Here is a 26,574-nt window from a genome sequence, read left to right on the forward strand (position 1 = left end):
TAAACTATCAGCAACTAAGCTTGATTCAAACCGTTTAGTAAGTGCTGCTAAGACCGACAAACAAACTCGTTGATTTGTCATCATCACCTTGCGAGTGCGTAACACCAGCATTGGCATTTAATTGACCAAAGCTTTTAGATACGCCAAGTGTCATACCAAAATTATCATCGTCGGTCTGCACCATTGGCGTATCAAAGCTGATATTTGCTATGGTGTTAAGACGCGCAGAAGCCGCTTCACGATTGTCACTCAACTGCTTTTGATAATGAACATCCCCGAATACATTAAGTGAATCGCCTAGATTATGGTTGGCTTTCACGCCAAGTTTGCCATAAGTAGTAGTATATTTTTGCTCATCGAACTGCATGGCGATACCAGACATTTCTTGCTCTTTTAGCGCGTCCAATCTCACACGGCTAGCCGTTGCACCGATATATGGCATGATAGCAAGGCTGCTGAACTGCATCGGATATCCTGCCTGCAAGTTAGCATAGTAACGTTTACCATCAGCATTAGAGTTAAATTCTTGTTTATTGCCGCCAAGTGTAACCGCACGAGTGACATCAACGTCTAGATTACCAAAGCCAACCGCACCATTGATTTGCACGCCGCCAAGCTTATCTAAGGTATTGCTATGATAGACACCAAAGCCCACTTCTTCTAAGTCGATATTGCTTAAGCCAGTGCGAACCCCGGAATTTTCAAAATCCTTTTGAGTGATATTGCCATACAAGCCTGTTACCGCATGTGCTGAGTTAGGATGAGCAAAATCTACACCTAATAATACTTGGGTATTACTATCGCCTTCAAACCCTGCAATATCTTGATTTTCAAAATCACCGGTTGCCCATAACTTACGGGCAGGTTTTTGTTCACTACTTTGGATTTGATTGATGTGAGATTGCAAGCGCTCGCTAGTTGCTAGCCCTGCTGTCGTCGCAATGTGCGGCAACACGCCAATAAGACTAGGTGCGGTTACGACGGCATTGGCATAATCGGCAATCATTTGATGCGCACGTCCCGACGGATGGATACCATCAGCAAAGAAATAGCTTTCATTGGCACTTGGGGTTTTTAAGTCGTTTATTCCACATGTTATTGAACTTTCTGTCTTACAGACTGCTTCAGTTATATTAGTAAAACCATAAGCTTTAGGATTGGCAGCAACTTGTTGTAATAAACTAAAAGTGTCCAGCGGTATGATATTTGCGCCTGTAGCTACTGCGCCACTATACATAGTTTGATTATATATGTTAGTAATGGCAGTTATTTGTGCTCGTTCTGCTAAACCCTTAGGAGCATCAGGAGTTAAAGCAATATCAGGAATATTAGGTACTAAAATATAATTCGCCCTATTATCTTTTAGCGCTTTTATTGCTTCTACTTGGCTACTAGCGGCAGATGAAACAATGCTGAATATATTAGTAGGGTCTTCAAATCCATCACGCAAATCGTTTGCGCCTGCCCACACCACATACATGCCATTTGGATCAACTTTTTCATTATCAAGATAACCATTTACTTGATTTTTGACAGACGCTACTGGAATACCGAATAATGTAACGTCTTTACGGGCTCTAGCACTACCGATAGCATAGTTATTACCAGTTTGAGCACCACCGACGGTATTAGCAACAGATGTTGTGCCAAGTTGCTCAGAAAATGAGGTTGCCCAAGTATTATCAGGGTTAGTAGTGAATTGAGCACCACCCGGAACAACCGGGCTAAAATAGCCGCCATCAGTCAAGCTATCACCAAAAAATGTCACGCTGCTATAAAGCTCAGCATGCGCTAGACCTGCCATTGATAGCGAGATGGCAAGCATACTTTTGGTCAATATTTTAAGGGTGGTAGGGTTAACAATAGCGTGAGAGGTATTACGAGGCATATCGACTTCCTTGTCGTGAATGTAGCGGTTTATTAAGAAAGTGTAACTGCTTTAGAAAATCCTAGCAATCGAATTTATCGTAAATCCCAATATAAGTTGGATAAGTTAACAAGTATAAAAATTTTAACCATGGTGCTGTAAATATCGTTCTAACCTAGTGCTCTATCTTCTAAATTATCCAGACCATCATAACAATGCAATTACTTGCATTGTTATGATGTGTAAATGAAGGTATCGTCCCTAGTATTTTTAAAATGATGACACGCCCTAGTAATAATCAACCTCCGCGTTTAAACTTATTAATCTCAATTCAACTACGAACCCTACCTATGACTTCCTCTTATCATTGCCTGTATTCTTTTCGTCGCTGCCCTTATGCCATGCGCGCCCGTCTCGGCATACTATTTGCTGAGCTACAGGTAGAGCTGCGCGAAATAACACTGAAAAATAAGCCGTGTCAGATGCTAGCCATTAGCCCAAAAGGTACGGTACCTGTTTTACAACTTGTAGATAGGACGGTGATTGAAGAGAGTACAGAGATAATGATATGGGCGCTTGAGCAGCAAGATCCGCAAGGGCTTTTGGATGCAGAGGTTTTGCAGCAGGCAAATGCTTTGATTGATAAAAACGACAACGAATTTAAATATTGGCTCGATCGCTATAAATATGCCGATCGTCATATAGACATGACCCAGACAGAGTATCAACAGAAGGGTGAAATATTTTTACAAGTGTTAGAGGAGTTGCTGACTAAAAATCCTTATTTGCTAGGGAAAACTGTAACGATTGCCGATATTGGTATTATGCCTTTTGTCCGTCAATTCGCTCATGTCGATCGCGATGTTTTTTATAGCCTCCCTTATCCAAATCTACAGCGATGGTTACAAGATTGGCTGCAGCATCCGTTTTTTTTGCAAACGATGACCAAATTTCAGCCGTGGCAGGATGGGGATGAAGCAGTAATTTTTTGCTGAGACTTCCTCCAAAATATTTAATAAGTGTTAATACTTTGAAATTTTCGTCTCATGTTTGCTAGGGTTACTATCTTCTAGCTATCTATCTTATTGAATTACTACAAGATTCACAGTACAGATTAACTAAAAATAGGATTAAGCTGCCATAATTTTTACCAATGTGTAAAGAAACAATTTGACAATTATGTACGGTTGGCTTATAAGAGATAAACAGTATGGCTGTTTGCCCATAAGTGCTTTTTTAGAGCGCCTATTTGCATTAATTAAGCTCATACACATATCAAGGGAAGCATCTTCTACCCTGATGGTACATCGCAATTTATCTGCACTACTCGTTTTATGGTTTTTAGGCAATCATTGCCCAACTGATGACATTCGCTGACAGCTACTAGGCTGCCACTGTCACTCTAACCTCACCCGCGCACGTGAATGTATTTTCTCATTTTGCTATTGTCAGCCAATTTGCTGACGATTCAGCGATGTATGTCGCGCTGGGCCTATAAAAAAGGTTTCCAATCGCATGACGATTTTATTTTCTATGCCTGTGCATCCGCAGCCAATCATAGATTCTGGGCATCGTTTTGATGCCAGCCGCCATTGGCCAGCCTCATTAACTTTAGGGTTTGCAGCTTATCCTGAAGCGGACACTCGCATTACTCGCATGAATGTCGCACGTCACTATGGTCCACTGCGGGTACAGCGCGCTTTTTACCCTGAAGGTCGTGATGGCTGCTGTCATGTGTATCTTCTGCATCCGCCCGGCGGTATTGCCAGCGGTGATTCTTTAACCATCGATGTTACGGTGTCTGAAAACGCCCACGCTTTATTAACCACCCCAGCTGCCAACAAACTGTATCGAGCCGATAGCAATAATGTCGCTTGGACACAGCATACTCATCTTAAAATCGAAGACGGTGCCACGCTTGAATGGCTGCCACAAGAAACGCTGGCTTTTGATGGGTCACGCGGTGAGCAAACGGTGATTATTGATTTGGCTGAAACGGCTAAATGCTTGGGCTGGGAAATGATTGGCCTTGGCCGCCCAGCCAGCGACTTACCTTATGTCAGCGGCATCATTGAACAGCGTTTTCAGCTTAGCCGAAAAGGTCAGCCACTATGGTTAGAGCGCCAAGCTATTGACCCAACACATCCTCGCTTTTTAGGTAAATGGGGACAAGGCGGTGCTACGGTTCACGCTACCCTTTGGGCTGTCGGACTGAGTGACCCTGCTGACACCATTACCGAACTACGCGACAAAATACCTGCCAACCACAATTGGGCGGTGACTTATCGCCGCGGTGTGCTCTTACTACGATACTTGGGTATGGAGCGCAATGAAGCATGGGATTTATTGCAACAAGCGAGGGAAATTCTGCGCCCAAGACTGATGGATGTTGAGGCAGTGACGCCGCGCATTTGGTTAACCTAATAATTCTTTTGCGTATTTTTTTTCGATTACGCATAAAAGCAAGCCGCAAATAAATCGGTTTTCAGCACAACAATATCAATAATAATGGAGACAATAATGGAATTAACCCCCAGAGACAAAGACAAATTAATGCTTTTTACTGCTGGGCTTTTGGCCGAGCGCCGTAAGGCAAAAGGGCTGAAGCTTAATTATCCAGAAGCGATTGCTCTGATAAGTTGTGAGATTATGGAAGGCGCACGAGAAGGGCGCACGGTGGCAGAAATGATGGGCGCCGGTCGCGAAATTTTAACTCGTGATGATGTGATGGAAGGTGTACCTGAGATGATTGAAAGTATTCAGGTCGAAGCGACTTTCCCTGATGGCACCAAACTGGTGACTGTTCACAGTCCTATTATCTAATAAGAGCATAAAGCTAAAGGAGAGCATAATGATTCCGGGTGAATATCAATTAAAGAAAGGTGATATTGAACTGTGCGTAGGGCGCGAGAGCTTTGTGATTGAAGTGGCCAATACCGGCGATCGCCCTATACAAGTGGGCTCTCACTATCACTTCGCTGAAACCAATAGCGCACTGAGCTTTGATCGCAAAAAAGCCTATGGACATCGCCTAGCGATACCTGCTGGCACCGCTACGCGCTTTGAGCCAGGTCAAAAACGTGAGGTGTCGTTACTGCCTTATGCCGGACTGCGCCGCATCTTTGGCTTTAGAGGTGAGGTGATGGGTGCGCTAGATGACAATTCAGATTCAGGAGAAACACGATGAAAATATCTCGCGACGCCTATGCCAATATGTATGGTCCGACCGTTGGCGATCGCCTCCGTTTAGGCGATACTGAGCTTTGGATCGAGATTGAAAAGGACCACACCCATTATGGCGAAGAGGTAGTATTCGGTGGCGGTAAAGTGATTCGTGATGGTATGGGACAAAGCCAATTGTGCTCAGACTCAGTGATGGATACCGTGATTACCAACGTTATTATTATTGATTGGTGGGGCATCTTAAAAGCCGATGTTGGCTTAAAAGACGGGCGCATTGCAGCTATCGGTAAAGCCGGCAACCCAGATACGCAGCCGGATGTTGATATTATCATTGGCGCAGGTACTGAGATTATCGCTGGTGAAAACCAAATATTGACCGCAGGCGCGGTAGACACACACGTGCACTATATCTGCCCGCAGCAAGTAGATGAGGCGTTAATGAGCGGTCTTACCACTATGATTGGTGGCGGTACTGGCCCTGCAACTGGCTCAGTCGCTACCACCAACACGCCTGGACCGTGGCACATTGGCAAAATGATGCAAGCCGTGGATGACCTGCCTATTAACATCGGATTTTTGGGTAAAGGCAGTGCCAGTACGCCTGCAGCACTTGAAGAGCAAGTCAAAGCTGGCGTTATGAGTTTAAAAGTTCATGAAGATTGGGCGGCAACGCCAGCAACCATTAGTAATGCGCTTGATGTTGCTGACCGTTACGATATTCAGGTAGCGTTACATGCTGATAGTTTAAATGAGTCCGGATTTGTCAAAGATACGCTAGAGGCCTTTAAAGACCGCTGTATCCATTCGTATCATACTGAAGGTGCTGGTGGTGGTCATGCGCCAGATATTATTGTCGCTTGTGGTCAGCCAAATGTTTTACCGTCATCGACCAATCCAACACGCCCGTACACCATCAACACTGTTGACGAGCATCTAGACATGCTGATGGAGTGTCATCACTTAGACCCAAATATTCCTGAAGATGTGGCCTTTGCTGACTCGCGTATCCGCCGTGAGACCATTGCTGCAGAAGATATTTTGCATGATCTTGGTGCCATTTCAATGATTTCATCGGACTCTCAAGCCATGGGCCGTATTGGTGAAGTGGTCTGCCGTACGTGGCAAACCGCGCACAAAATGCGCCTGCAACGTGGTCTGCTACCAGAAGATCAAGAGCGCGGTACTGATAACTTCCGAGTCAAACGTTATATTGCCAAATACACCATCAATCCTGCCATCACCCATGGTGTATCACATGAAGTGGGCTCGGTAGAGATTGGCAAAATGGCAGACTTGGTACTATGGCGTCCTAAGTTTTTTGGTGTTAAGCCGTCCATTATATTAAAAGGCGGCATGATTGCTGGTGCTGCAATGGGCGATCCTAACGCAGCGATTTCGACCCCGCAGCCAGTGCATTACCGCCGTATGTTTGGCGCGCTAGGACGTGCAGTTTCTGCTACTCGCGTTACCTTTGTTAGCCAAGCTGCGATGAACACGGGACTCGAAGAAAAACTGGGGCTAAGAAGCCGATTGGTCGCGTGTAAAAACGTTCGCAGCATGCGCAAAAAAGACATGAAGCTGAATGATTACTGCCCGAACATCACGGTAGATCCAGAAACTTATGAGGTTCGTGTAGACGGTGTGCTTTTAACGTGTGAGCCGCTCTCTGAATTACCATTAGCTCAGCTTTATCATTTGTTTTAGGCCAGTTGTTTTAAATCGTTTGTAAGGATAATAATATGCTTGAATTAATAAAAAGAATGGATGGTAATGCTTCGGTTGATATTTATGACACCTTGACCTTGCCTTATGAGCTACGTATTCGTGGCCGTCTAAAGGCAGTTAGTGATAACGAACGTGATGTGGGTCTGTTTCTTGACCGAGGTCCTGTGCTTCGTCATGGTGATTTGCTACAAGCCGATAGTGGTGAGGTGATTCAGGTTCTTGCAGCTGATGAGCCAGTGGCTACTGCTTATATCGAAAGCGGTTTACCACTCGCTAGACTGTGCTACCACTTAGGTAATCGACATGTGTCACTCGCCCTTGGTAGCGATGAAGATGGGCGTCATTGGGTACGTTTTCCTCCAGATCATGTGCTTGAGGAGCTAGCAGTACTATTGGGAGCAGAGTTGGTGCATCACGACGCACCATTTGATCCTGAATCTGGTGCTTATGCGCAGGCTGGTCGCGAGCACTCGCACTCAAATAGTCATGCGCATTCTCACTCTCATTCTCATGACCACGACCACGATCATTCTGAACACGACGGTCATAACCATGCGCATTGATGAGCCGTCAAATGCTGTGAGCGATCTAGCATTGTTAGGTTTGATGCAATTAATTAGCCCAGCATTACCTATTGGTGCTTTTGCTTGGTCACAAGGTTTGGAAAGTGCGTTTGAGCTTGGTTGGGTCAATAATGAAGCTCAACTGGGCGAATGGTTGGAAGGCGTTTTAGGGGATGGTTTGACGCGTTGTGAACTGCCTGTCTTAGCACGTTTACAGAGATGTTGGGCAAATAACGACGGTGATGGTCTGGCCTTTTGGAATGATTGGCTACATGCCAATCGGGAAACGGCTGAGCTGAGCGATGAAGACACACGTTTAGGTCAAGCATTGATGCGCTTGCTCAACAGTTTAGAGTTGCAGCCACAGCCAGCGTTAGGTCATGCCGAGCTACCAAAGGAACCGGGCTATGTCACTGTGTTTGCATGGACTGCCCATCAAAGGCAGGTGCCTGTACGTCAAGCTCTACTGGGATTTGCTTGGGGCTGGCTAGAAAATCAGCTGGCGGCTGCTTGCAAAGCACTGCCACTCGGTCATACCGCTGCACAACGTTTGAACGAGACCTTGCGTCCACAACTGGTGGCGGCAGTTGATAAGGCTTTAACCTTAACTGATGAGCAGTTGGGTCCGATTTTACCCGGCTTAGCACTGGGTAGTGCTCAACATGAAACTCAATATTCACGATTATTTCGAAGCTAAATTAATGCTTCGTTTTTAGATAAGGAAAAATATCCATGAAACATTGCTTAAGAGTAGGCGTTGGTGGTCCGGTTGGTTCCGGAAAAACAGCTTTATTACGTCAATTATGTAGTGCGCTAAAAGATCACTATGATATCGCTGTAGTTACTAACGACATCTATACGCGTGAAGATGCTGATTTTTTGTTAAAGCATGATGCTCTGCCTGCTGACCGTATTCTTGGTGTAGAAACTGGCGGCTGTCCACATACGGCTATCCGCGAAGATGCCTCGATGAATCTGGCCGCAATTGATGATTTGCAAACGCGCCATCCTAACTTAGAGCTGGTCTTAGTAGAGTCTGGCGGCGATAATCTAGCAGCAACCTTCAGCCCAGAGCTTTCTGATTTGACCTTATATGTCATCGACGTCGCTGCTGGTGACAAAATCCCTCGTAAAGGTGGCCCAGGTATAACTAAGTCAGACCTGCTGATTATTAATAAAATTGATATCGCCAAATATGTCCATGCTTCGCTAGATGTGATGGAGCGTGATTCAAAGAAAATGCGCGGAGAACGTCCTTTTATCTTCACCAACTTATATGACGGCGTAGGCGTAGAAGAAATTATTAGCTTTATCTTAAAGCAGGGCATGTTACCTGAGCGTCGTCCTGAAAAGCTAAGCGCCAATGCTTAATGCTTAATTGCTCGCACTTAATAATTACAGTCAGTCCTAAATAAAAAAATGCAAATATTGTCAATCACTACTGGGGTTAATTTTTCTTGCTTGCTGTGGCTACGCAGACAGAGGCTGCGAATAATCAATCCCAGTAGTTCTGTACCCTTTTAAAAGTGGATCAACTATAAGTAGGCGGACAGTACTTCAAAGTATTAACTAGACCAATCACTCAGACAACAGAAAACAAAAAAAATAGGAGAGAAAGATGAATAAAATGACTAAATTGCTGCTGATAGCAGGGTTGATGATGACTGCCACTTTGGCGATGGCCCACCCTGGCCATGGCGAGCAGGTGAGCAATGGTTTCCTTAGCGGCTTACTGCATCCGATGATGGGCCTTGACCACTTATTGGCCATGGGCGCGATTGGTTTTTGGAGTATCCGCCAAAACACTACGATGAAACGTGGCACGCCGTTATTTGTCGTAGGCGGCATGATAGCTGGCGCAGGCCTTGCTTGGGCGGGTATCAGTTTGGCTGGGGTAGAGACCGGCATCGCCATGTCAGTATTGCTAGTCGGTGTACTAATCGCCACGTTAGCAAAACTGTCGACTGCTGTTGGTGGAACCTTAGTTGCCCTGTTTATGGTTGCCCACGGTTATGCTCATGGTACTGAAATGACACAAGGTTCAAGCTTATTGCTTTATATGGCTGGCTTCGTTGTCGCCACCTTAGCCATTACTTTTGTCGGTCGTGGTCTAGGTACCATGATGCTCAAAGCCGACAATCGTATTACCCGTGCATTAGGCGGCGTAGTTGCTATCATCGGTGGCGTATTAGCTGCTGGCTAATATATATTAATCACACAATTTTATCTTTTCGCATCAAGCTAAGAAGCCGTAGGGACTTCCTACGGTTTCTTAGTTTCTCATATTCCTTTTCGCATCTAGTAAAGATCTTAAAGCGACGACAGCGGGCTAGATGCCTGCTGCATTAATAAATATATCAAATAGGGATTATCACGATATGAATGATACCATCATAAAATTATCTAGAAACACTGACCGTGCGCCGATTAGCTCAACGTCAACTCAAAGCGTTGCTTTTTCTCATTACAATAATATCTCAGCACAATTACCAATTGATCCAAAGACGGGAACATTAATCGCTGCTGATATCGCAGCACAAGCCAAACAGTGCTTAGATAATATCAAGGCGATTGTAGAAAGTACTGATCATCTCATGGATGATGTGATTAAAATCACTGTATTTTTAAAAGATATTGCAGATATGCAGGCAGTAGATGCTGTCTATCGTACTCTCTTTAACAACTATTTGCCGACACGTAACGTAGTGATGGTTGCAGAGCTGCCTATGGACGGTGCCTTAGTACAAATGGATGCATTACTTTCAAATGGCGAAGGTACTCACCCGCAAGCCCCTTGCGAGCTAGTAAAAGTGGCAAAAAATGCTGATAACGCACCAATAGACTCTCTATCTACCCAAACCGTTGCTTTTTCTCATTATAATAACGTTTCAGCACAATTACCAATCGATCCTATTTCAGGGCAATTAGTAGCAGGCGGTATAGTAGAGCAGACGGCGCAATGCCTAACCAATATCAAGTCGATTTTGAATAGTATCGATGTCGGTGTTGATGACATTGTCAAAATAAACATTAGTCTAACTAACCTTGCTGATATCGCAGCCGTCGATGACGTTTATAGCACTTTTTTCCCAGATACTGCTATTGCAAGAGCCGTCAATTATCTGCCGGCGCGTACAGTGACTATGGTTTCAGGGCTACCTATGGGTGCTTTGGTACAAGTTGAAGCCGTGGTATCACATGGAGATGGCACACCGCCACAAGCCGTTGAAGATCGACATGGCATTGTGATCAAAGTCAATAATACTGAGCAGGCGCCAAAGCAATTGTTAAGTACGCAGACGGTTGCTTTTTCTCACTATAATCATTTTTCAGGTCAATTACCTATCAATCCTAAAACAGGTAAGCTTATCGACGGTGATATAAAAGCGCAGACTCAGCAGTGTTTAGAGAATATCAAAGCCATTGTCGAGAGTATCGATCATAAAATGGATGACATCGTTAAAGTAACTATCCAACTCAAAGACATTAACGATATTGACACGGTCAATGATGTTTATACCACGTTCTTTGACGGTGAGCTGCCTGCCAGAACAGTATTTGGGGTATCAGCAATCCCTATGGACGCATTGATACAAGTTGATGTAGTGCTCTCTAATGCTGAAGGTACGCCACCTGTCAGATAGTGGTCATTCAGATTTTGCCATAACAATTGGTTTGACGCACGTTTTCTAGAGCGTCATAATCAATTTATGATTCATCACCTAAATAAAATAAAAAGGCTTTCAACTATTTGGAAGCCTTTTTATATGTGGAAGATATAATTAAACAGGTAAGAGTAGGCAGGAACAGTAAGGTCTAAATAAAAAAGAATCATTCATAGCAGTGCTGTAGCGTTTCGAAATTGAATGGACTATAGTTAGCTAGCAGTAGCATTCAGGGAATGTATATCTAAAAAAAGGAATTATAAAATGAAAGGGATTACCCGTTTTTCGAATAGCTTAATGGAGAAGTATTTACCGGATCCATTTTTGTTCGTTATTATCTTAACAGTGGTTATTTTTGTACTGGGTTTAGGATTAACTGACTCTTCACCGGTACAAATGGTGGCGTTTTGGGGTGAAGGTTTTTGGGCATTACTCGCATTCTCAATGCAGATGGTGTTGGTATTAGTCACAGGTTTTGTATTGGCAAGCAGCCCAATATTTAAAAAAGGTTTAGGAAAGCTGGCAAGTTTAGCAAAATCGCCGGGCAGTGCCATTATCTTGGTAACTTTAGTATCCCTTGCGGCAAGTTGGATTAACTGGGGATTTGGGTTGGTGATTGGGGCATTATTCGCCAAAGAATTGGCAAAGCGTGTAGAGAATGTCGATTACCGTTTATTGATTGCCAGTGCTTATTCTGGTTTTATTATTTGGCATGCTGGGTTTTCGGGCTCCATTCCGTTATCCATTGCGACAGCAGGTCATCCGTTCGCTGATAAGATTGGTGTTATTCCAACCAGTGCCACCATATTTGCTAGCTATAACTTAATTATTGTGGCTGCATTGATTATCATCGTTCCTTTACTAAATCGTCTGATGATGCCCAAAAAAGAAGATACGGTGACGGTAGATCCGAGACTTCTGGTTGAACCAATCGTTGAGGAGCTACCAAAAAAATCGGACATGACACCAGCAGAGCGTTTGGAAAATAGCTGGATTTTGTCAATGGTTATCGGCATATTGGGCATTGCTTTTATCGTCTATTATTTTGTGCAAAATGGCTTTGCCTTGACCCTTGATTTGGTCAACTTTATGTTTTTGTTCCTCGGGATTATCTTTCACGGAACACCTCGTAAGTATTTGATTGCCGTTCAAGAAGCGGTCAAAGGCGCCGGTGCTATTATTGTCCAGTTTCCATTTTATGCAGGAATCATGGGTATGATGACAGCATCAGGCTTGGCAGGCGTGATGTCAGAAGCATTCGTCAATATTTCGTCAGCTGAGACATTACCACTTTTCGCCTTCTTAAGCGCAGGACTGGTTAACTTCTTTGTCCCTTCAGGTGGCGGACAGTGGGCAGTGCAAGCACCCATTATGTTAGAGGCGGCAGAGATGCTGGGCAGTGACCCTGCAAAGGTTGCTATGGCAGTTGCATGGGGTGACGCATGGACAAATATGATTCAGCCGTTTTGGGCATTGCCAGCCTTGGCAATTGCGGGACTCAAAGCCAAAGATATCATGGGTTTTTGTGTCATCGTCCTGTTTGTTAGTGGTGTTGTGATTGGTTTAGGGCTATTGTTTTTATAATTAAAACCTAGCGTTTTTGGTACGACTTAGCGTTTAGACCTTGCCTATTTGATGGGTAAGGTCTTTTTTTATGAGAATAATTCAAGGGGTATGTCTATCGCTGTCTATCTAAAATTGTCCAAATAAGCGACAATACCCGCATAAATTTTAAGCGTATATTAAGAGTGATATATCCGCTTAGAGACGCTCATTTTTTTTGATAGCAGACATCTATTAAATCTAACACACATAAAAGGCCGTCCCAAATGACCAATGATAACCCATATGATTTTTTACCATTACAGCCTACCGGTAGAAACGAGACTGATACTGCCAATACTTACGCGCCCGAAGATATGATCAAGATATACGAGCAGCAATTTCTCATACCAGTCCCTGAAGAGCAGCTAACTGAATTTTTACCTGCGCTAAAAAGCTTCTATGATATTGATAATCATACTCTAGATGTTAGTGCCATTATCTTCGAGGCAATCGCGGATGCGAGTATTATTTACAATCACAAAATAAAAGCAGGGCGCTACCAACTCCTAGAGGGCTTGGTAAAAGAAGAGCTTGAGCGTGGCGAAGACGACAAAAATGATGCAGGTATTGATGGCGTTGACAGCAACGACAGTGAAGAAGCACAAGCCTATACCCTAGAGTGTAAGCGTACTTTTTTTATTAATGATGTAGAGATGCCTTATTATTTTAATTTATTTATTCAGGGCGATAGCTATTCAACATTAACCAAACAAGACACCTTGCTAGAGCAGATGTATTGGTTCGCGAGTGACGGCGCTGAAGATAACGAGTGCTTAGAGGTTATCAATGCGCAGTTAGCGAGCTTAGGTATTCAAGCAATGGATTTGGCGACCATTTATCAGATAGTGGATTTTGTAGAAGATCACATCATAGATGATCCCATGATAGAAACCCTTAATAAATTATTAGATGATGCTGAATAGTAAGTAAAAATAATACTAAATAGTTAATCAAACTCTGTATGTGACTTTAAGTTATAACACTTTCTCTTTATACGGTCTGCCAAGGAGAGTGACTCGTGGTACATCACAATAATGCTAATATTGAAAGCAGATCAGCATGGGCTGTTTTTCTTATCTTCCTTAGATTGGGATTGACCTCATTTGGTGGCCCTGTCGCTCATTTGGGCTATTTCCGTGATGAGTTTGTAATACGCCGCAAGTGGCTGACTGAGAACAGCTATGCCGATTTAATCGCGCTCTGTCAGTTTTTACCAGGACCTGCCAGCAGTCAAGTTGGCATTGCTATCGGGTTATCCCGAGCAGGATATACGGGCGCGCTTGCTGCTTGGACTGGTTTTACCTTACCCTCTGCCATAGTGCTTATATTGTTTGCCCTAGGTATTAGCAGTTATGGGGATATTGTTCCACTTGGTGTATTGCATGGTTTAAAGGTCGCGGCAGTGGCTGTGGTTGCGCAAGCGGTATGGGGTATGGGGAAAAATCTCTGTACCGATGTTGCGCGAATCTCTATCATGGCGCTGGCTGCTTGTTTTGTACTTTCGGTGCCTTCTGCATTAGCTCAAGTAAGCGTTATTGCGATTGCCGCCATTATTGGGCTGCTATGGTTCCAGCCTGAAAAAGTGATTGCTCATGACCCGCTTGCTATTACTGTGAGACGTCGGACTGGGCTTGTTTGGTTGTTCTTGTTTTTTTCATTGCTCATTGGCTTACCGCTGCTAACTGCATTGTATCCAAGCCAAACCCTATCTATGGTAGATACCTTTTTTCGTGCAGGATCACTTGTATTTGGTGGCGGACACGTAGTATTGCCATTATTACAGGCTGAGATTGTTCCCGCAGGCTGGATAAGTAACGATACTTTCTTAGCAGGTTACGGAGCTACGCAAGCAGTGCCAGGACCTTTATTTACCTTTGCAGCATTTCTAGGTAGCTCGATGAATCAAGCTCCTAGTGGCTGGCTAGGAGGGATGATTTGCTTGATAGCAATCTTTGCGCCGTCATTTTTATTGGTTATGGGCGTCCTGCCGTTTTGGGAGAGTCTACGCCAAAATCTGCGCACAAGAGCCGCACTATCTGGTATCAATGCAGCGGTCGTTGGTTTGTTATTGTCAGCGCTTTATCAGCCTGTATGGACAAGCGCTATTGTTGAAGCAAAAGATTTTGGTTTGGCATTGGTCGCTCTCATTGCTTTGATGTTCTGGAAATTCCCTGCTTGGCTGGTAGTGATTGGCTGCGGAGCCGCTGGATGGTTACTAACACTATAAAGTGGCAACTACCTGTATAGTAATCAGATACATTCAGAAATTGCTAATTTTAAAAATTGCTCATTATTAAGCAGTTTTTTCTAATTTTGGAAGGTTTGACTCTCTCAAGAGTCACCACATCAAGTTACGTTTCAACATCCACCTCAAATGGTAAAGCCGAAATTCACCAAATTTATCTTTACCGTTTATTCAGCATAGCTCAAGGTTATTGATAACGCTAAAATAGAGCAGGATAAATGACCCATAATAAGATAAACTGCCCCGCGAGTGCTGATTGGATTCGATATATTTCGGACTGCCCAGACGCATTTAATCAGTTATAAAAGAACATTGATAAAAGATTATTGATATAAGGTACATCACGATGGAACAAGCACAAAGCGCGGTAGAAAAAAGACCTGTATTCATGCCTAGAGTGAACAGTGATAATCTGGTAAAAACAGATATGGTTCGGTTTGAGCGCCATGTGGGATTTGCGAGTCGGCAAAAGAAAAAATCTATCAATGATATGCATCAAGTTATTCGCAAAAAATATGGCTTTAATCACGTTTTAGAGCTGTCGAGTAAATCGGGTAATAAGCTGAGTTTTCTGCTGAGCCCTTTGAGCCTAAAGCTAACTAATGAGAATGGGGGCGAGCAGTATAGTGTCGAAAACGCCTTTCAAAGCAGTATGGTTTTTGAGGATGGTGGCCCCTATATCGACTTGCTAAGTGCACCGCCCAGACAAGCCAAAAAAGATGAGCGATTGATCACCTCGGGTGAACTCATTGGCTATAATTATTTCGGTATGGAGTGGAGTGTAGAGCCATTAACGACATTTTATGATTGGCTGTATGTTAATGCATTAAAGCAAAACCCTCAGCTGCATGAAGAGGTCATGCAATATCAGGCCTTTACTGATATGGAGTTTAATCCAAAGAAATCTATCCATGGTGCAGCTTATGCACTGGCTATGTTTGTGGCGCTCAATAAACGAGAGCTACTGGATAATGTTGAAGATCCAGCGGTATTTTTTAACTTATATCATGACTTTAAAGTGAGTAACACCGAGGAGCTTTTGGAAGCAGGTTGGATCTGATAACTAGACCAGCGCTCAATTTAGTATAAGAAATTGGTTAACCAATGTTCTTGCTAGGCTGTAGTGGCATACTAACCTTAGACTGTGCTTAAAAGAAGCGATGTGATACGAAGTACCACATCTATTATCATGGAAGAAAATAAAAATAGACTATGAAAACTGATACCAATCCTTCGCTTGCGTTTAGAAGATATCCTTCGACGACTGCGCTGCAATGCTTCGAGACAGCGGCTCGTCACCTAAGCTTTACTAATGCGGCCTTAGAGCTGCATATGACGCAAAGTGCGATTAGTAAGCAAGTGGCACAGTTAGAAGAGATGCTGAATATCTCTTTGTTTTATCGTACCTCGCAGCGTATTTCGTTAACGCCTGCCGGCAAAGCTTACTATATCGATGTACTAAGTATTCTTAAGCATATCGAGACTGCGACGACCAATTTGATGTCGCATAGCAGTAATTTGGAAGTGCTAAAAATGGTCTCGCATCCCACTTTTTGTGCACGTTGGCTGATTCCTGCGCTTCACGGCTTTAGTCAGGAAAATCCTTTAATTAGGCTGGATATTAAAGAGCAGGTAGGTCCATTTTTCTCCGAAGAGCATGATATCGATATTGCGTTTTTATACGGTGAAGGGACGTGGTCAGGGATGCAAAATGTTAAATTGTTTGATGAGTACTGTGTGGCGGTTTGTCGGCCTGATTATTTGCAAGGTAAAGACTTGCAACCGCAGCAGTCGGACAGCTATGTGCTGCTACAGCTGAGCTCACGTCCTAGCGCATGGTATGAGTACTTTAAGCAGCAGCAGATTAGCTTGGATGGTACGTTTGTAGGCCCACGCTTCGATACGTTTCATGCCTGTATTTCGGCAGCATTAACCGGTTATGGCGTTGCCTTGATGCCGTTACGTTTGGTGGCTCCTGAGCTACAATCGGGTCAGCTGGTGATGGCTTGGCATTATGCGGCTAAGGGGAGAGGGGCTTACTATATGTCTTATCCTTTATCGCTTGGCAACTCGCACAAGACCAAAGTGATGCAAGAGTGGATTGCACGCTACTTAGAGACGTCCAGTCAGAGTCAGGTGGAGTTAGCCAGTTTGCTTGGCATCACTTGTACGAGTGTCAGCCATGGATAACGACAGTAATGTGATTAACCGCTAAAAGCCAGTGGTGAAAAAAACAATCGCTCCAATCAGACACGATGACAAAAAGGAATGCCCGCCCAACTATTATTCGTTTGCCCAAATCCTAGGTTTTTGTTGAAATGAGCGTCTAACTCAAGGAAGATGAGAGACGTTCATGGATTCGTTGTATAACGTTACCGATGCATTCACCATGGTGCATCCAGTGACCCTTAGCAAAGGTAAAAATGCGCACGTTTGGGATACGAATGGCAAGCGCTATATTGATTTCGTCGGTGGTATCGGCGTATTAAATTTTGGTCATTGTCATCCGCATATCGTGGACGCTATCATCGATCAATCACAAAACCTCATTCACTACGCCTACAATGCGGCAGGTCACCTGCCTTACCAAAAGCTCATGCCGAGACTTTGCGATTTAGTTCCTATTGCAGGCGAGCTTGCAGGCATGTTAACCAATTGCGGCGCCGAAGCAACCGAAAACGCGATCAAAATTGCCCGTATGAAGACTGGTCGTGTCGGTGTGATTGCTTTTGATGGCGGTTTTCATGGCCGTACCCTCGCAGCTGTCAACCTTAATGGTAAAGTGACCCCGTATAAACGCGGCCTTGGCCCTCTTGCCGGCAGTGTTTATCATATTCCATTCCCAAGCCCTGACAATGATATCAGTGACGAGCAAGCCATTGACGCTTTGCTGCGCCTGTTCGAAGTTGAAACGGATATTGCTAATATCGGCGCTATTATCGCAGAGCCTGTACAAGGCGAGGGCGGTTTTCAATTAATGTCGCCAAAATTTGCTCAATATTTACGTAAATTCTGTGATGATCATGGCATCTTGCTCATTATGGATGAGATTCAGTCAGGCTTTGGGCGTACGGGTACACCGTTCGCCTTTAGTCATCTAGGTATCGAGCCCGATATGGTGTTGCTGGGTAAAAGTATTGCCGGCGGTCTACCATTAGGGGCAGTCATTGGTAAAGGCACTGTCATGAACGACTTGCCAAAGGGCAGCTTGGGCGGTACCTATTCTGGCAACCCAGTAGCATGTGCTGCTGCCAATGCCACGCTCGATATCATGGCAGAAGATGCCGTATGGGACTCAGCAGAACACTATCAGCAAACCATTGAAACCACTATTGAACAGTGGCAACAAGAAGGTTTAACACCTTGGTTATATGGTTTAACCGGTATAGGTGCTATGCGCGGCATTGAACTGCGTCATCCATCTCACGGTACGCACCCAAGCGTGATGGCTTATGTCTTGGCGGAAGCTCGTAAGCAAGGGCTGCTATTGATGCCTAGTGGCAAATACCGCCACATTATTCGCTTATTACCACCATTAACGATTGAGCCTGAAGCCTTACAAGAAGGCCTTGATATCCTAAAAGCCATCCTAGCATCTATCCCAAATGAGCTGCCGATTTAGTAAATACGTTTGTTTATAGCTCCTATGTGAGCTACATAAAGCCTCCATCATTTTTAACTATTATTCATTTTTCATTATAAGCAGTTTAAGGGGAATAACCGTGAGTTTAGAGCATCTAAGCTCAAACCAAAAAAATATGAGCAGTGACGATATCCGTTATCGTTTTTCGCTCGCTATGTCAAATATGTATCAAAAAGAAGTGCCGCTGTATACTGATCTTATGAATCTGGTCGCTGAGGTTAATCAGGATGTATTGGACAAGCAGCCTGAGATTTCTGAACAGCTTAAGAATACCGATGAAATCGATAGACTCAGCATGGAGCGCCATGGAGCGATTCGATTGGGTACTGCGGCAGAGCTTACGATGATGCGTCGTTTGTTCGCAGTTATGGGTATGCATGCGATCGGCTACTATGATCTAGCGCCTGCTGGCGTGCCAGTGCATTCTACAGCGTTTCGCGCGATTGATACGGCATCGCTCAATAATAGCCCGTTTCGCGTATTTACCTCATTATTGCGTTTAGATTTGATTGGTGATGCGACGCTCAAGCAACAAGCCCAAGCGGCACTGGATGCGCGCTGTATCTTTACCGATGACGCGATCAAACTGATTGAAATTTATGAAAACGAGGGCGGTCTAACGAATGAGCAGGGTGAGCAATTTGTCCAAGAAGCGCTCGAGACCTTTCGTTGGCATGAGCAGTCGCCTATCTCGAAAGACATATATGAGCAGTTGGCAGCTCAACATCAACTGATTGCCGATGTGGTTGGGTTTAAAGGACCACATATCAATCATTTGACCCCAAGGACGCTAGATATCGATGCCGTCCAACAAGGTATGCAGAGCCGAGGAATTACACCAAAAGCGATCATTGAGGGACCGCCACGCCGTCACTGTCCTATTCTTTTGCGCCAGACCAGCTTTAAGGCATTAATAGAGCCAGTGAGTTTTAAAGGTGCTGACGGTCAGTATGAATCCGGTCAGCATACTGCCCGCTTTGGTGAGATTGAGCAGCGCGGTGTAGCCCTGACCCCAAAAGGCCGTGCGCTTTACGACCAATTGCTTAACGCCGCCCGCAAAAAGTTGGGTACGACCCCAAATGAAGACAATGCTGAGCAATATTATCGATTATTAAGCGAATCTTTTGCCGCTTTTCCAGACGATTATAAGACACTGCATCATGAGCAGCTTGCTTATTTCCTTTATCAAGTAGCTGATAAAGAGGCTTTTGCAAACCACATTATAGATTCACCGTCAAACGAGCTCTCTGCTGCCGATCTGCAAAGCCTGATTGAGCAAGATATCATTCTTATTGAGCCGATTGTTTATGAAGACTTTTTGCCTGTGAGTGCAGCCGGTATCTTCCAGTCCAATCTTCATAGTGATAGCGAGAACAGCTATGACGATCAGTCCAATAAGCAAGAATTTGAGCAAGCCTTAGGCATGCGTGTGCAAGATGAATTGGCATTATATGCGCAGCGGCAGAATGAGAGTCTACAGGCGTGTTTGGCCTCGTTACAACAAGTAGCTTAAAGCAACTTATGGTTAAAAGACAAAACAGTGGCGCTGTGAAAAACATTTTTTTAGAGCAGTGAGGTTTAATCCGCTTTAATACAATGAGAGTTATATCAGTCAATATATTGATTCATTAAGATTTTATCTACTAAGTTTAGAGCGCCATTCCAAAAACGAATGACAGCAAGAAATTTATTATTTTGCAACTTGAGCGACGGCAGGGTAGTTTATAGATCTGCACGGACGTAACGAAATACTATACAAAGGAGTCATTATGATTAAGCAATATATGTCAGCCATGGGCGTCGACGAAAGCCAGTACCAAGCAGGCGATTTCGCAGTTAATAGCCCTATCGATGGTGAAGTCATCGGTAAGGTCGCTTTGCATCAAGTGAATGATGTCAACACACAAATACAAGATGCTAAAAAAGCCTTCAAAGAATGGCGTACAGTGCCTGCTCCTAAGCGTGGTGAATTGGTCCGTATTTTAGGCGAAGTGCTCCGTGAGCACAAAGAAGATCTAGGCGCGCTAGTTTCTCTAGAAGCCGGTAAAATCAAAGAAGAAGGTCTAGGCGAAGTCCAAGAGATGATCGATATCTGCGACTTTGCAGTAGGTCTATCTCGTCAGCTTTATGGCTTGACTATCGCCTCAGAGCGTCCTGGTCACCACATGCGCGAAACTTGGCAGCCATTAGGCGTCATCGCGGTCATCTCAGCTTTTAACTTTCCCGTTGCTGTTTGGTCATGGAACACGGCGCTAGCCTTGGTCTGTGGTAATCCTGTGATCTGGAAGCCTTCAGAAAAAACCCCTTTAACTGCCATCGCTTGCCAATCGCTATTCGAGAAAGCCCTAGCCAAATTTGGCGATGCGCCTGCCAATCTATCTCAGCTCTTATTGGGTGAAGCCGATGTTGGTAATGCGTTGGTTGAGCATAAAGATGTGGCTCTCGTCAGTGCGACGGGCAGCACACGTATGGGCAGAATCGTAGGGCCAAAAGTCGCTGAGCGTTTCGGTAAGTCTTTACTAGAGCTTGGTGGTAACAATGCCATGATTCTAACGCCAAGTGCTGATTTAGACCTAGCCTTACGCGGTATTCTGTTCTCAGCAGTTGGTACTGCGGGTCAGCGTTGTACCTCGCTACGCCGTCTATTCGTCCACGAATCTGTAAAAAATGACATCTTACCACGCGTAAAATCTGCTTATTCAACAGTGAGTATCGGTCATCCACTAGAAGGCAACTTGGTCGGTCCACTTATCGACGAAGATAGCTTCAATAACATGCAAGACGCTTTGACCAAAGCCCGTGCAGCCGGCGGTACAGTCACTGGTGGTGAGCGCGTCTTACAAGATAAGTATCCAAACGCTTACTACGTCACGCCAGCTATTGTTGAGATGGATGCGCAAAATGATGTCGTCCGTCATGAGACCTTTGCACCGATCTTGTATGTCATGACCTATACAGACTTCGACGAAGCTTTAGAGCTGCAAAATGACGTGCCACAAGGCTTATCTTCTTGCGTCTTTACCAATGACTTGCGTGAAGCTGAGCTGTTCTTAAGTGCCCGCGGTAGTGACTGTGGTATTGCCAACGTCAACATCGGTACCAGCGGTGCTGAGATTGGTGGCGCATTCGGCGGCGAAAAAGAAACTGGCGGTGGTCGTGAGTCAGGCTCTGATGCGTGGAAAAACTACATGCGTCGTCAGACCAATACGGTCAACTACTCAACTGAGCTACCACTAGCACAGGGTATTAATTTCGGTTAATGCAAGCCATAGTTGCTAATATAAAAGTGTGTTTTTAGCCAGTTAAGCGCGCGTTATGTGCGCTTAACTGCCCTTAGCATTACTTGTATCCTTTTAAATTCTGTTTTGAATCTACTTTTAGACCGTCAATAAGCCGCAAAAATAGCGGATAGCCGTTTTAATTAAGATTACTGTTTAACGCTTTATTTTTTAATCCCTTTAGTAATGAATGAATATCTTTCAAATATCTATTTTGATTGATGGCAATACTTTATTCTTTAACATGAATATTAAGTTATTGTTTTAATTGATTATTTAATATAAATGCATTGAGAGAAGTGACTTAGGTCACTAAATTGGTTTGCATCTGACCAATGAGCAACATCGTACGATAACTATATACCAATGGATTTGGTTTTAACTACTAGGATAGGTAGATATATTATGATTGCAGATAAACCCCACAAACCGCATGACCCTGATATCGAAGGTTATGATCCTTCTTCTAGCTTCCTGCTAGATATTGCCCCACTGATATTGACTGCCATTATTTTAATGGTGCAATTTTTTGTCTTCAAAGATTTTACTCCGCATATTCCGCTAGCATGTGGCATTTTGATCACCGGTCTGTTCATGAAGATACGTGGGCGCAGCTGGGAAGGTATGGAAGAGCGTTTCTTAAAGGTTGTGAAAATTGGTCTGCCTGCCATGATCATCTTGATGGGTGTAGGGATGCTCATCGGTGCTTGGATTATCGCCGGCACTGTACCCACTATTTTATACTACGGCTTTAGCGTTTTTTCTCCCTCCTCATTCCTAGTCTCTGTTTGTCTTATTTGTGCCATTATTTCAGTAGCAACGGGTACCTCGTGGGGCACGGTTGGTACAGTCGGTTTAGCTATGATGGGTATTGGTTTGGGATTAGGTATTCCACCGTCACTAACAGGTGGTGCCATCGTCTCCGGTGCTTTCTTTGGCGACAAAATGTCTCCGTTGTCTGACACCACGAACTTAACACCAGCCGCCGCCGGTGTTGACCTCTGGGACCATATCCGTGGCATGTTGCCGACGACTGTACCTGCGATGGTGACTGCTCTGATCCTCTATGCTTGGATTGGTATGAGCTACGGCGCAGATAATGTCGATCTCACCTCAATCAAAGAAATACAAACCTCATTAGCAGCGAACTATAACCTGAGCATTATTACTTTATTACCTGCTGTTGTCGTCGTCATTGCAGCTGTTATGAAAATGCCAGCCATTCCAACGGTATTGTCAGGTGTGGTAGTTGCTGGTCTTGTCGCATTCTTTATGCAAGGCGTTGGTGTCCATGACATCTTTAACGTCCTACAAAATGGCTTTAAAAGTGAGACCGGCTTTGCTGTGGTCGATCAACTGTTGTCTAAAGGTGGCGTGATGTCCATGACTTGGGTCGTGACCTTAACTATCTTTGCACTAGCTTTTGTCGGTTCAATTGAGCATTACGGTACATTAAAAGCCATTATGGCCAAAATCAACAACATGGTGAAATCGAGATTTGGTTTAGTGATTACGACTTATGCCAGTACCATCGGTGTTGGTACGCTTATCGGTGATGTCTATACCACGCTAGTCTTGCCAGGTCGTCTGCTCAAAGATAAGTATAAAGAGATGGGTTACAAGCGCACGACGCTTACTCGCTCTATCGAAGATACGGGTACGCTGTTATCGCCACTTATTCCTTGGAACATGGGCGGTAGCTTTGTCGCGGCAACCCTAGGTATTGCGACCTTAACTTACGCGCCATTCGCCTTTGCCTGCTGGTTATCACCATTGTTTGGCTTGCTATGGGTCGTCTTAAATAAATTTATTCCTCGTGAAGAACCGACTGTCATCGATAACACAAGCACGCTCTCTACCGTAGAAAACGTATAATTTAGAAGGAACTTGAGATGTTGCAAGAGCAATGTTTGTGGAGCGTCACTGCGCCCAAAACTCACCACTACGATACCCTAACGAGCGAAACGCAAACACGAGTTTGTATCATCGGCGGTGGTTATACTGGGCTGTCTGCTGCGATTCATCTGGCAGAGCAAGGCATCGCGGTGGTGTTACTAGAGAGTAAGATCATCGGTAGCGGCGGCTCAGGACGCAATGTGGGTTTTGTGAATGCCGGTACTTGGGCTCGTCCTGATGACCTCAATAAAATCATGGGAGAAGAGGTTGGTGAACGTTTAGGGACTGCGCTCGGTCATGCACCAAGTCTCGTGTTTGACATCATCGATCGCCATCATATTGATGCAAAGGATACGCGTACGGGCAATATCCATATGGCGCACAATGCCAAGGGTGAAGCCGATGTAGATATCCGCTACGATCAGTTGATACGTCGCGGTGTTCATGCCGAGGTATTGACCGGTGCGCGCTGTCATGAATACTGCGGGACAACCAGTATCAATAAAGCCTTGCTCGATCATCGTGCGGGCACTATTAACCCATCCGCATACGTCAATGGCTTAGCGGCAGCCGCGACTAAACTGGGCGTACGTATCTATGAGCACTCGGCGGTGACTTCAGTTGAGAAATCTGATGGTAATTGGTATGTGCGTACAGCTGATGCGGCGGTGAAAGCTGAAAAAGTCATCATCGCGACCAATGCTTATACTGAAGGCGAATGGACAGATATTAAGAAGACGTTCTATTTGGTTGATTATTATCAAATTGCTTCTGAGCCATTGACCGGTAAAGTGGCAGATCGAATATTGCCTTATAAAACAGGCGCTTGGGATACGCGCTTGGCCTTGTCCAGTATTCGCCGTGATAACGAGGGTCGTTTACTCCTTGGCACGGTCGGTGGCAAAGCCATGAAGTCCAAAACCTTCTATCAAAACTGGGCGAATGTCGTACAAAAGAGCTATTTCCCAGATCTGCCTAAATTTAAGTGGCAGTATGAGTGGTACGGTCACTTTGGCTTTACGCAAGACCATATCATGCGTATCTTTGAGCCAGAAGACGGTATCCTTGCCGCGACTGCATACAATGGGCGTGGGATTACTACAGGTACTATGATTGGTAAATGCTTTGCTGATTATATTATCTCAGGTGACCGCGACGTCTTGCCATTACCCTTTAAGACGATTAAAGAAGCTAAGGTAAGTATGTCTGGCTTGCGTTCAGGCTATACGGAGATGGGGCTGACTTTGTATCATATGGGTCAATGTCTCAAAATCATAGCCTAGTTTTTTGACGCAGGGCGTTGTGTTTATTTATTGCCGCCGCTGATTTGGCGGAGAGATTAAGTGAACGGCACACTGCTTTTATTTATTTGGAGTGTATATTGTGACTGATTTTTCAGCACTGCCTACTTTAGAAGCTGCACATATAGAAGCTGCGCATACAGAATCTGAGCATGCTTCAACCGTGCTAGCATTAACTCAGCAACTATTGTCTATATTGCAAGAACAGCATGGTTATGATGTATCACAGATTAAGACAGATACTGTGAGCTTAGAGCATTGGGGTAAAGACTGGACCAAACATTTTGCGCCAGCACCCTCTGCTATCGTATTTCCGAAATCTACTGAGCAAGTTCAAGCCTTAGTAAAACTGGCAAATGAGCACAATATTGTCATCACACCGAGTGGTGGTCGTACTGGACTATCCGCAGGTGCAGTCGCTAGCAATGGTGAGATAGTTGTCAGCCTAGATAAGATGAATAAAATTGGTCAGTTCTATCCGGCTGATCGTTTGGTAGAGGTAGAAGCCGGTGTGATTACTGAGCAGCTACAGCAGTTTGCTGAAGCGCAGGGTTTGTATTATCCGGTCGATTTTGCCTCAGCAGGTTCAAGTCAGATCGGTGGTAATATTGGTACCAATGCGGGCGGGATTAAAGTCATTCGCTATGGCATGACCCGTCAATGGGTAATGGGTCTCACCGTCGTGACGGGCAAAGGTGATATCCTTAAGCTCAACCGAGGCATGATTAAAAACGCTACTGGTTATGATTTACGGCAATTATTCATTGGCGCTGAAGGCACATTAGGTATCGTCACCGAGGCACAAATGAAGCTTGACCGTCCACCCCAAGATTTGACCGTGATGGTGCTCGGCATGGATGAATTTGACCATGTGATGCAGGTGTTAGCGGCTTTTCAAGCACAAATTGATTTGACTGCGTTTGAGTTCTTTGATGAGGTGGCGATTGAGAAATTAATGGCGACTGGGCATGTGCAAGAGCCGTTTGACGCTCGAACCAAATACTACGTTTTATTAGAATTCGAAGCGCCGTATGAGCCGATTATGGATAAGGCGATGGCTATCTTTGAAAACTGTATGGAGAATGGTTGGATAGTCGATGGGGTAATGAGTCAGAGTATGGCTCAGGCGATGGATTTGTGGAAGCTGCGCGAGTATATCTCTGAGACGATTTCAGTATTCACGCCGTATAAAAATGACATATCAGTACTCATCAGCCATGTGCCAAACTTTATCCATGATATAGAAACGATCGTAAACGCCAAATATCCAGATTTTGAGATTTGCTGGTTTGGACATATCGGCGATGGCAACTTGCATCTCAATATTTTAAAGCCCGAGAATTTATCGAAAGATGAATTCTTTGGGCAATGCCAGACGGTGAATGATTCTATCTTTGAGGTAGTACAGAAGTATGGTGGTTCGGTCTCAGCAGAACATGGCGTGGGTATGACTAAAAAGCCTTATCTACACTATAGCCGTAGCGAAACCGAGATTGATTATTTGCGTGAGATTAAGAAAGTGCTCGATCCCAATGGTATTATGAATCGCGGCAAGATTTTTGATCTCTAGTTGAGTGGTATCGTAATCAATTAGGATTTATTT

At 44.4% G+C, this 26,574-nt stretch carries 22 protein-coding genes; 21 read left to right on the forward strand and 1 reads right to left on the reverse strand.

The annotated features are described in order from the left end of the window. Window positions 1-34: 34 nt before the first annotated feature. Window positions 35-1,888 (reverse strand): autotransporter domain-containing protein, encoded by a 1,854-nt coding sequence (locus JMX89_RS04050; RefSeq protein WP_201550912.1) that lies wholly within the window; start codon window positions 1,886-1,888, stop codon window positions 35-37. A gap of 329 nt (window positions 1,889-2,217) precedes the next feature. Here JMX89_RS04050 and JMX89_RS04055 point away from each other — a divergent pair, with 329 nt between their 5' ends. The 21 genes from JMX89_RS04055 (at window position 2,218) to JMX89_RS04155 (ending at window position 26,541) form a co-directional block, all read left to right on the forward strand. Next, window positions 2,218-2,862, forward strand: a complete 645-nt coding sequence (locus JMX89_RS04055) for a glutathione S-transferase (protein ID WP_227673003.1) — start codon at window positions 2,218-2,220, stop codon at window positions 2,860-2,862. A 520-nt stretch (window positions 2,863-3,382) separates the two neighbouring features. After that, window positions 3,383-4,291 carry an urease accessory protein UreD gene (locus tag JMX89_RS04060; RefSeq protein ID WP_133105379.1) on the forward strand — a complete coding sequence of 303 codons (909 nt, stop codon included), beginning with the start codon at window positions 3,383-3,385 and terminating at the stop codon, window positions 4,289-4,291. 96 nt (window positions 4,292-4,387) lie between these two features. Then, window positions 4,388-4,690 (forward strand): urease subunit gamma, encoded by a 303-nt coding sequence (gene ureA / locus JMX89_RS04065; protein WP_011513222.1) that lies wholly within the window; start codon window positions 4,388-4,390, stop codon window positions 4,688-4,690. Between the two features lie 28 nt (window positions 4,691-4,718). After that, window positions 4,719-5,054 (forward strand): urease subunit beta, encoded by a 336-nt coding sequence (locus JMX89_RS04070; RefSeq protein ID WP_201531528.1) that lies wholly within the window; start codon window positions 4,719-4,721, stop codon window positions 5,052-5,054. Then, window positions 5,051-6,754: an urease subunit alpha gene (gene ureC / locus JMX89_RS04075; RefSeq protein ID WP_201550914.1), complete on the forward strand. Its 1,704-nt coding sequence runs from the start codon at window positions 5,051-5,053 to the stop codon at window positions 6,752-6,754. Before JMX89_RS04070 ends, ureC begins: the two co-directional genes overlap by 4 nt. Before the next feature lie 35 nt (window positions 6,755-6,789). Continuing rightward, window positions 6,790-7,338 carry an urease accessory protein UreE gene (gene ureE / locus JMX89_RS04080; protein ID WP_201550916.1) on the forward strand — a complete coding sequence of 183 codons (549 nt, stop codon included), beginning with the start codon at window positions 6,790-6,792 and terminating at the stop codon, window positions 7,336-7,338. After that, the gene (locus JMX89_RS04085) at window positions 7,328-8,035 is read left to right on the forward strand and encodes an urease accessory protein UreF (RefSeq protein ID WP_201531532.1); all 708 of its coding nucleotides are present in this window, start codon (window positions 7,328-7,330) and stop codon (window positions 8,033-8,035) included. The genes ureE and JMX89_RS04085 overlap by 11 nt, the downstream gene beginning before the upstream one ends. Window positions 8,036-8,070: 35 nt before the next feature. Then, window positions 8,071-8,709, forward strand: coding sequence for an urease accessory protein UreG (gene ureG, locus JMX89_RS04090; protein ID WP_201550918.1), 639 nt, complete (start codon window positions 8,071-8,073; stop codon window positions 8,707-8,709). Between the two features lie 247 nt (window positions 8,710-8,956). Next, on the forward strand, window positions 8,957-9,541 hold the full coding sequence (locus JMX89_RS04095) for a HupE/UreJ family protein (RefSeq protein WP_201531536.1): 585 nt from the start codon (window positions 8,957-8,959) through the stop codon (window positions 9,539-9,541). Window positions 9,542-9,716: 175 nt separating this feature from the next. Beyond that, on the forward strand, window positions 9,717-10,982 hold the full coding sequence (locus JMX89_RS04100) for a RidA family protein (protein ID WP_201550920.1): 1,266 nt from the start codon (window positions 9,717-9,719) through the stop codon (window positions 10,980-10,982). Between the two features lie 285 nt (window positions 10,983-11,267). Further along, a complete protein-coding gene (locus JMX89_RS04105; RefSeq protein ID WP_201531540.1) occupies window positions 11,268-12,587 on the forward strand; it encodes a short-chain fatty acid transporter in 1,320 nt (439 codons plus the stop codon). 245 nt (window positions 12,588-12,832) lie between these two features. Continuing rightward, a complete protein-coding gene (locus tag JMX89_RS04110) occupies window positions 12,833-13,531 on the forward strand; it encodes a hypothetical protein (protein ID WP_201531542.1) in 699 nt (232 codons plus the stop codon). Window positions 13,532-13,626: 95 nt separating this feature from the next. Further along, window positions 13,627-14,835 (forward strand): chromate efflux transporter, encoded by a 1,209-nt coding sequence (chrA, locus tag JMX89_RS04115; RefSeq protein WP_201550922.1) that lies wholly within the window; start codon window positions 13,627-13,629, stop codon window positions 14,833-14,835. A 364-nt stretch (window positions 14,836-15,199) separates the two neighbouring features. Continuing rightward, on the forward strand, window positions 15,200-15,913 hold the full coding sequence (locus JMX89_RS04120; protein ID WP_149492593.1) for a DUF6977 family protein: 714 nt from the start codon (window positions 15,200-15,202) through the stop codon (window positions 15,911-15,913). A 152-nt stretch (window positions 15,914-16,065) separates the two neighbouring features. After that, window positions 16,066-17,043, forward strand: a complete 978-nt coding sequence (locus tag JMX89_RS04125; protein ID WP_201550924.1) for a LysR substrate-binding domain-containing protein — start codon at window positions 16,066-16,068, stop codon at window positions 17,041-17,043. Window positions 17,044-17,206: 163 nt separating this feature from the next. Further along, window positions 17,207-18,475 (forward strand): aspartate aminotransferase family protein, encoded by a 1,269-nt coding sequence (locus JMX89_RS04130; protein WP_201550926.1) that lies wholly within the window; start codon window positions 17,207-17,209, stop codon window positions 18,473-18,475. A 136-nt stretch (window positions 18,476-18,611) separates the two neighbouring features. Beyond that, window positions 18,612-20,009 (forward strand): VOC family protein, encoded by a 1,398-nt coding sequence (locus JMX89_RS04135; RefSeq protein WP_201550980.1) that lies wholly within the window; start codon window positions 18,612-18,614, stop codon window positions 20,007-20,009. A 256-nt stretch (window positions 20,010-20,265) separates the two neighbouring features. Next, the gene (locus JMX89_RS04140) at window positions 20,266-21,756 is read left to right on the forward strand and encodes an aldehyde dehydrogenase family protein (protein ID WP_201531551.1); all 1,491 of its coding nucleotides are present in this window, start codon (window positions 20,266-20,268) and stop codon (window positions 21,754-21,756) included. Window positions 21,757-22,179: 423 nt separating this feature from the next. After that, window positions 22,180-23,649: a Na+/H+ antiporter NhaC gene (nhaC, locus tag JMX89_RS04145; RefSeq protein ID WP_201531552.1), complete on the forward strand. Its 1,470-nt coding sequence runs from the start codon at window positions 22,180-22,182 to the stop codon at window positions 23,647-23,649. Between the two features lie 17 nt (window positions 23,650-23,666). Beyond that, window positions 23,667-24,953, forward strand: a complete 1,287-nt coding sequence (locus tag JMX89_RS04150) for an NAD(P)/FAD-dependent oxidoreductase (RefSeq protein WP_201531553.1) — start codon at window positions 23,667-23,669, stop codon at window positions 24,951-24,953. A gap of 181 nt (window positions 24,954-25,134) precedes the next feature. Next, the gene (locus JMX89_RS04155) at window positions 25,135-26,541 is read left to right on the forward strand and encodes an FAD-binding oxidoreductase (protein WP_227673006.1); all 1,407 of its coding nucleotides are present in this window, start codon (window positions 25,135-25,137) and stop codon (window positions 26,539-26,541) included. Window positions 26,542-26,574 lie beyond the last annotated feature (33 nt).

The sequence above is a fragment of the Psychrobacter sp. DD43 genome, assembly GCF_904846555.1.
GTDB classification, from domain to species: domain Bacteria; phylum Pseudomonadota; class Gammaproteobacteria; order Pseudomonadales; family Moraxellaceae; genus Psychrobacter; species Psychrobacter cryohalolentis.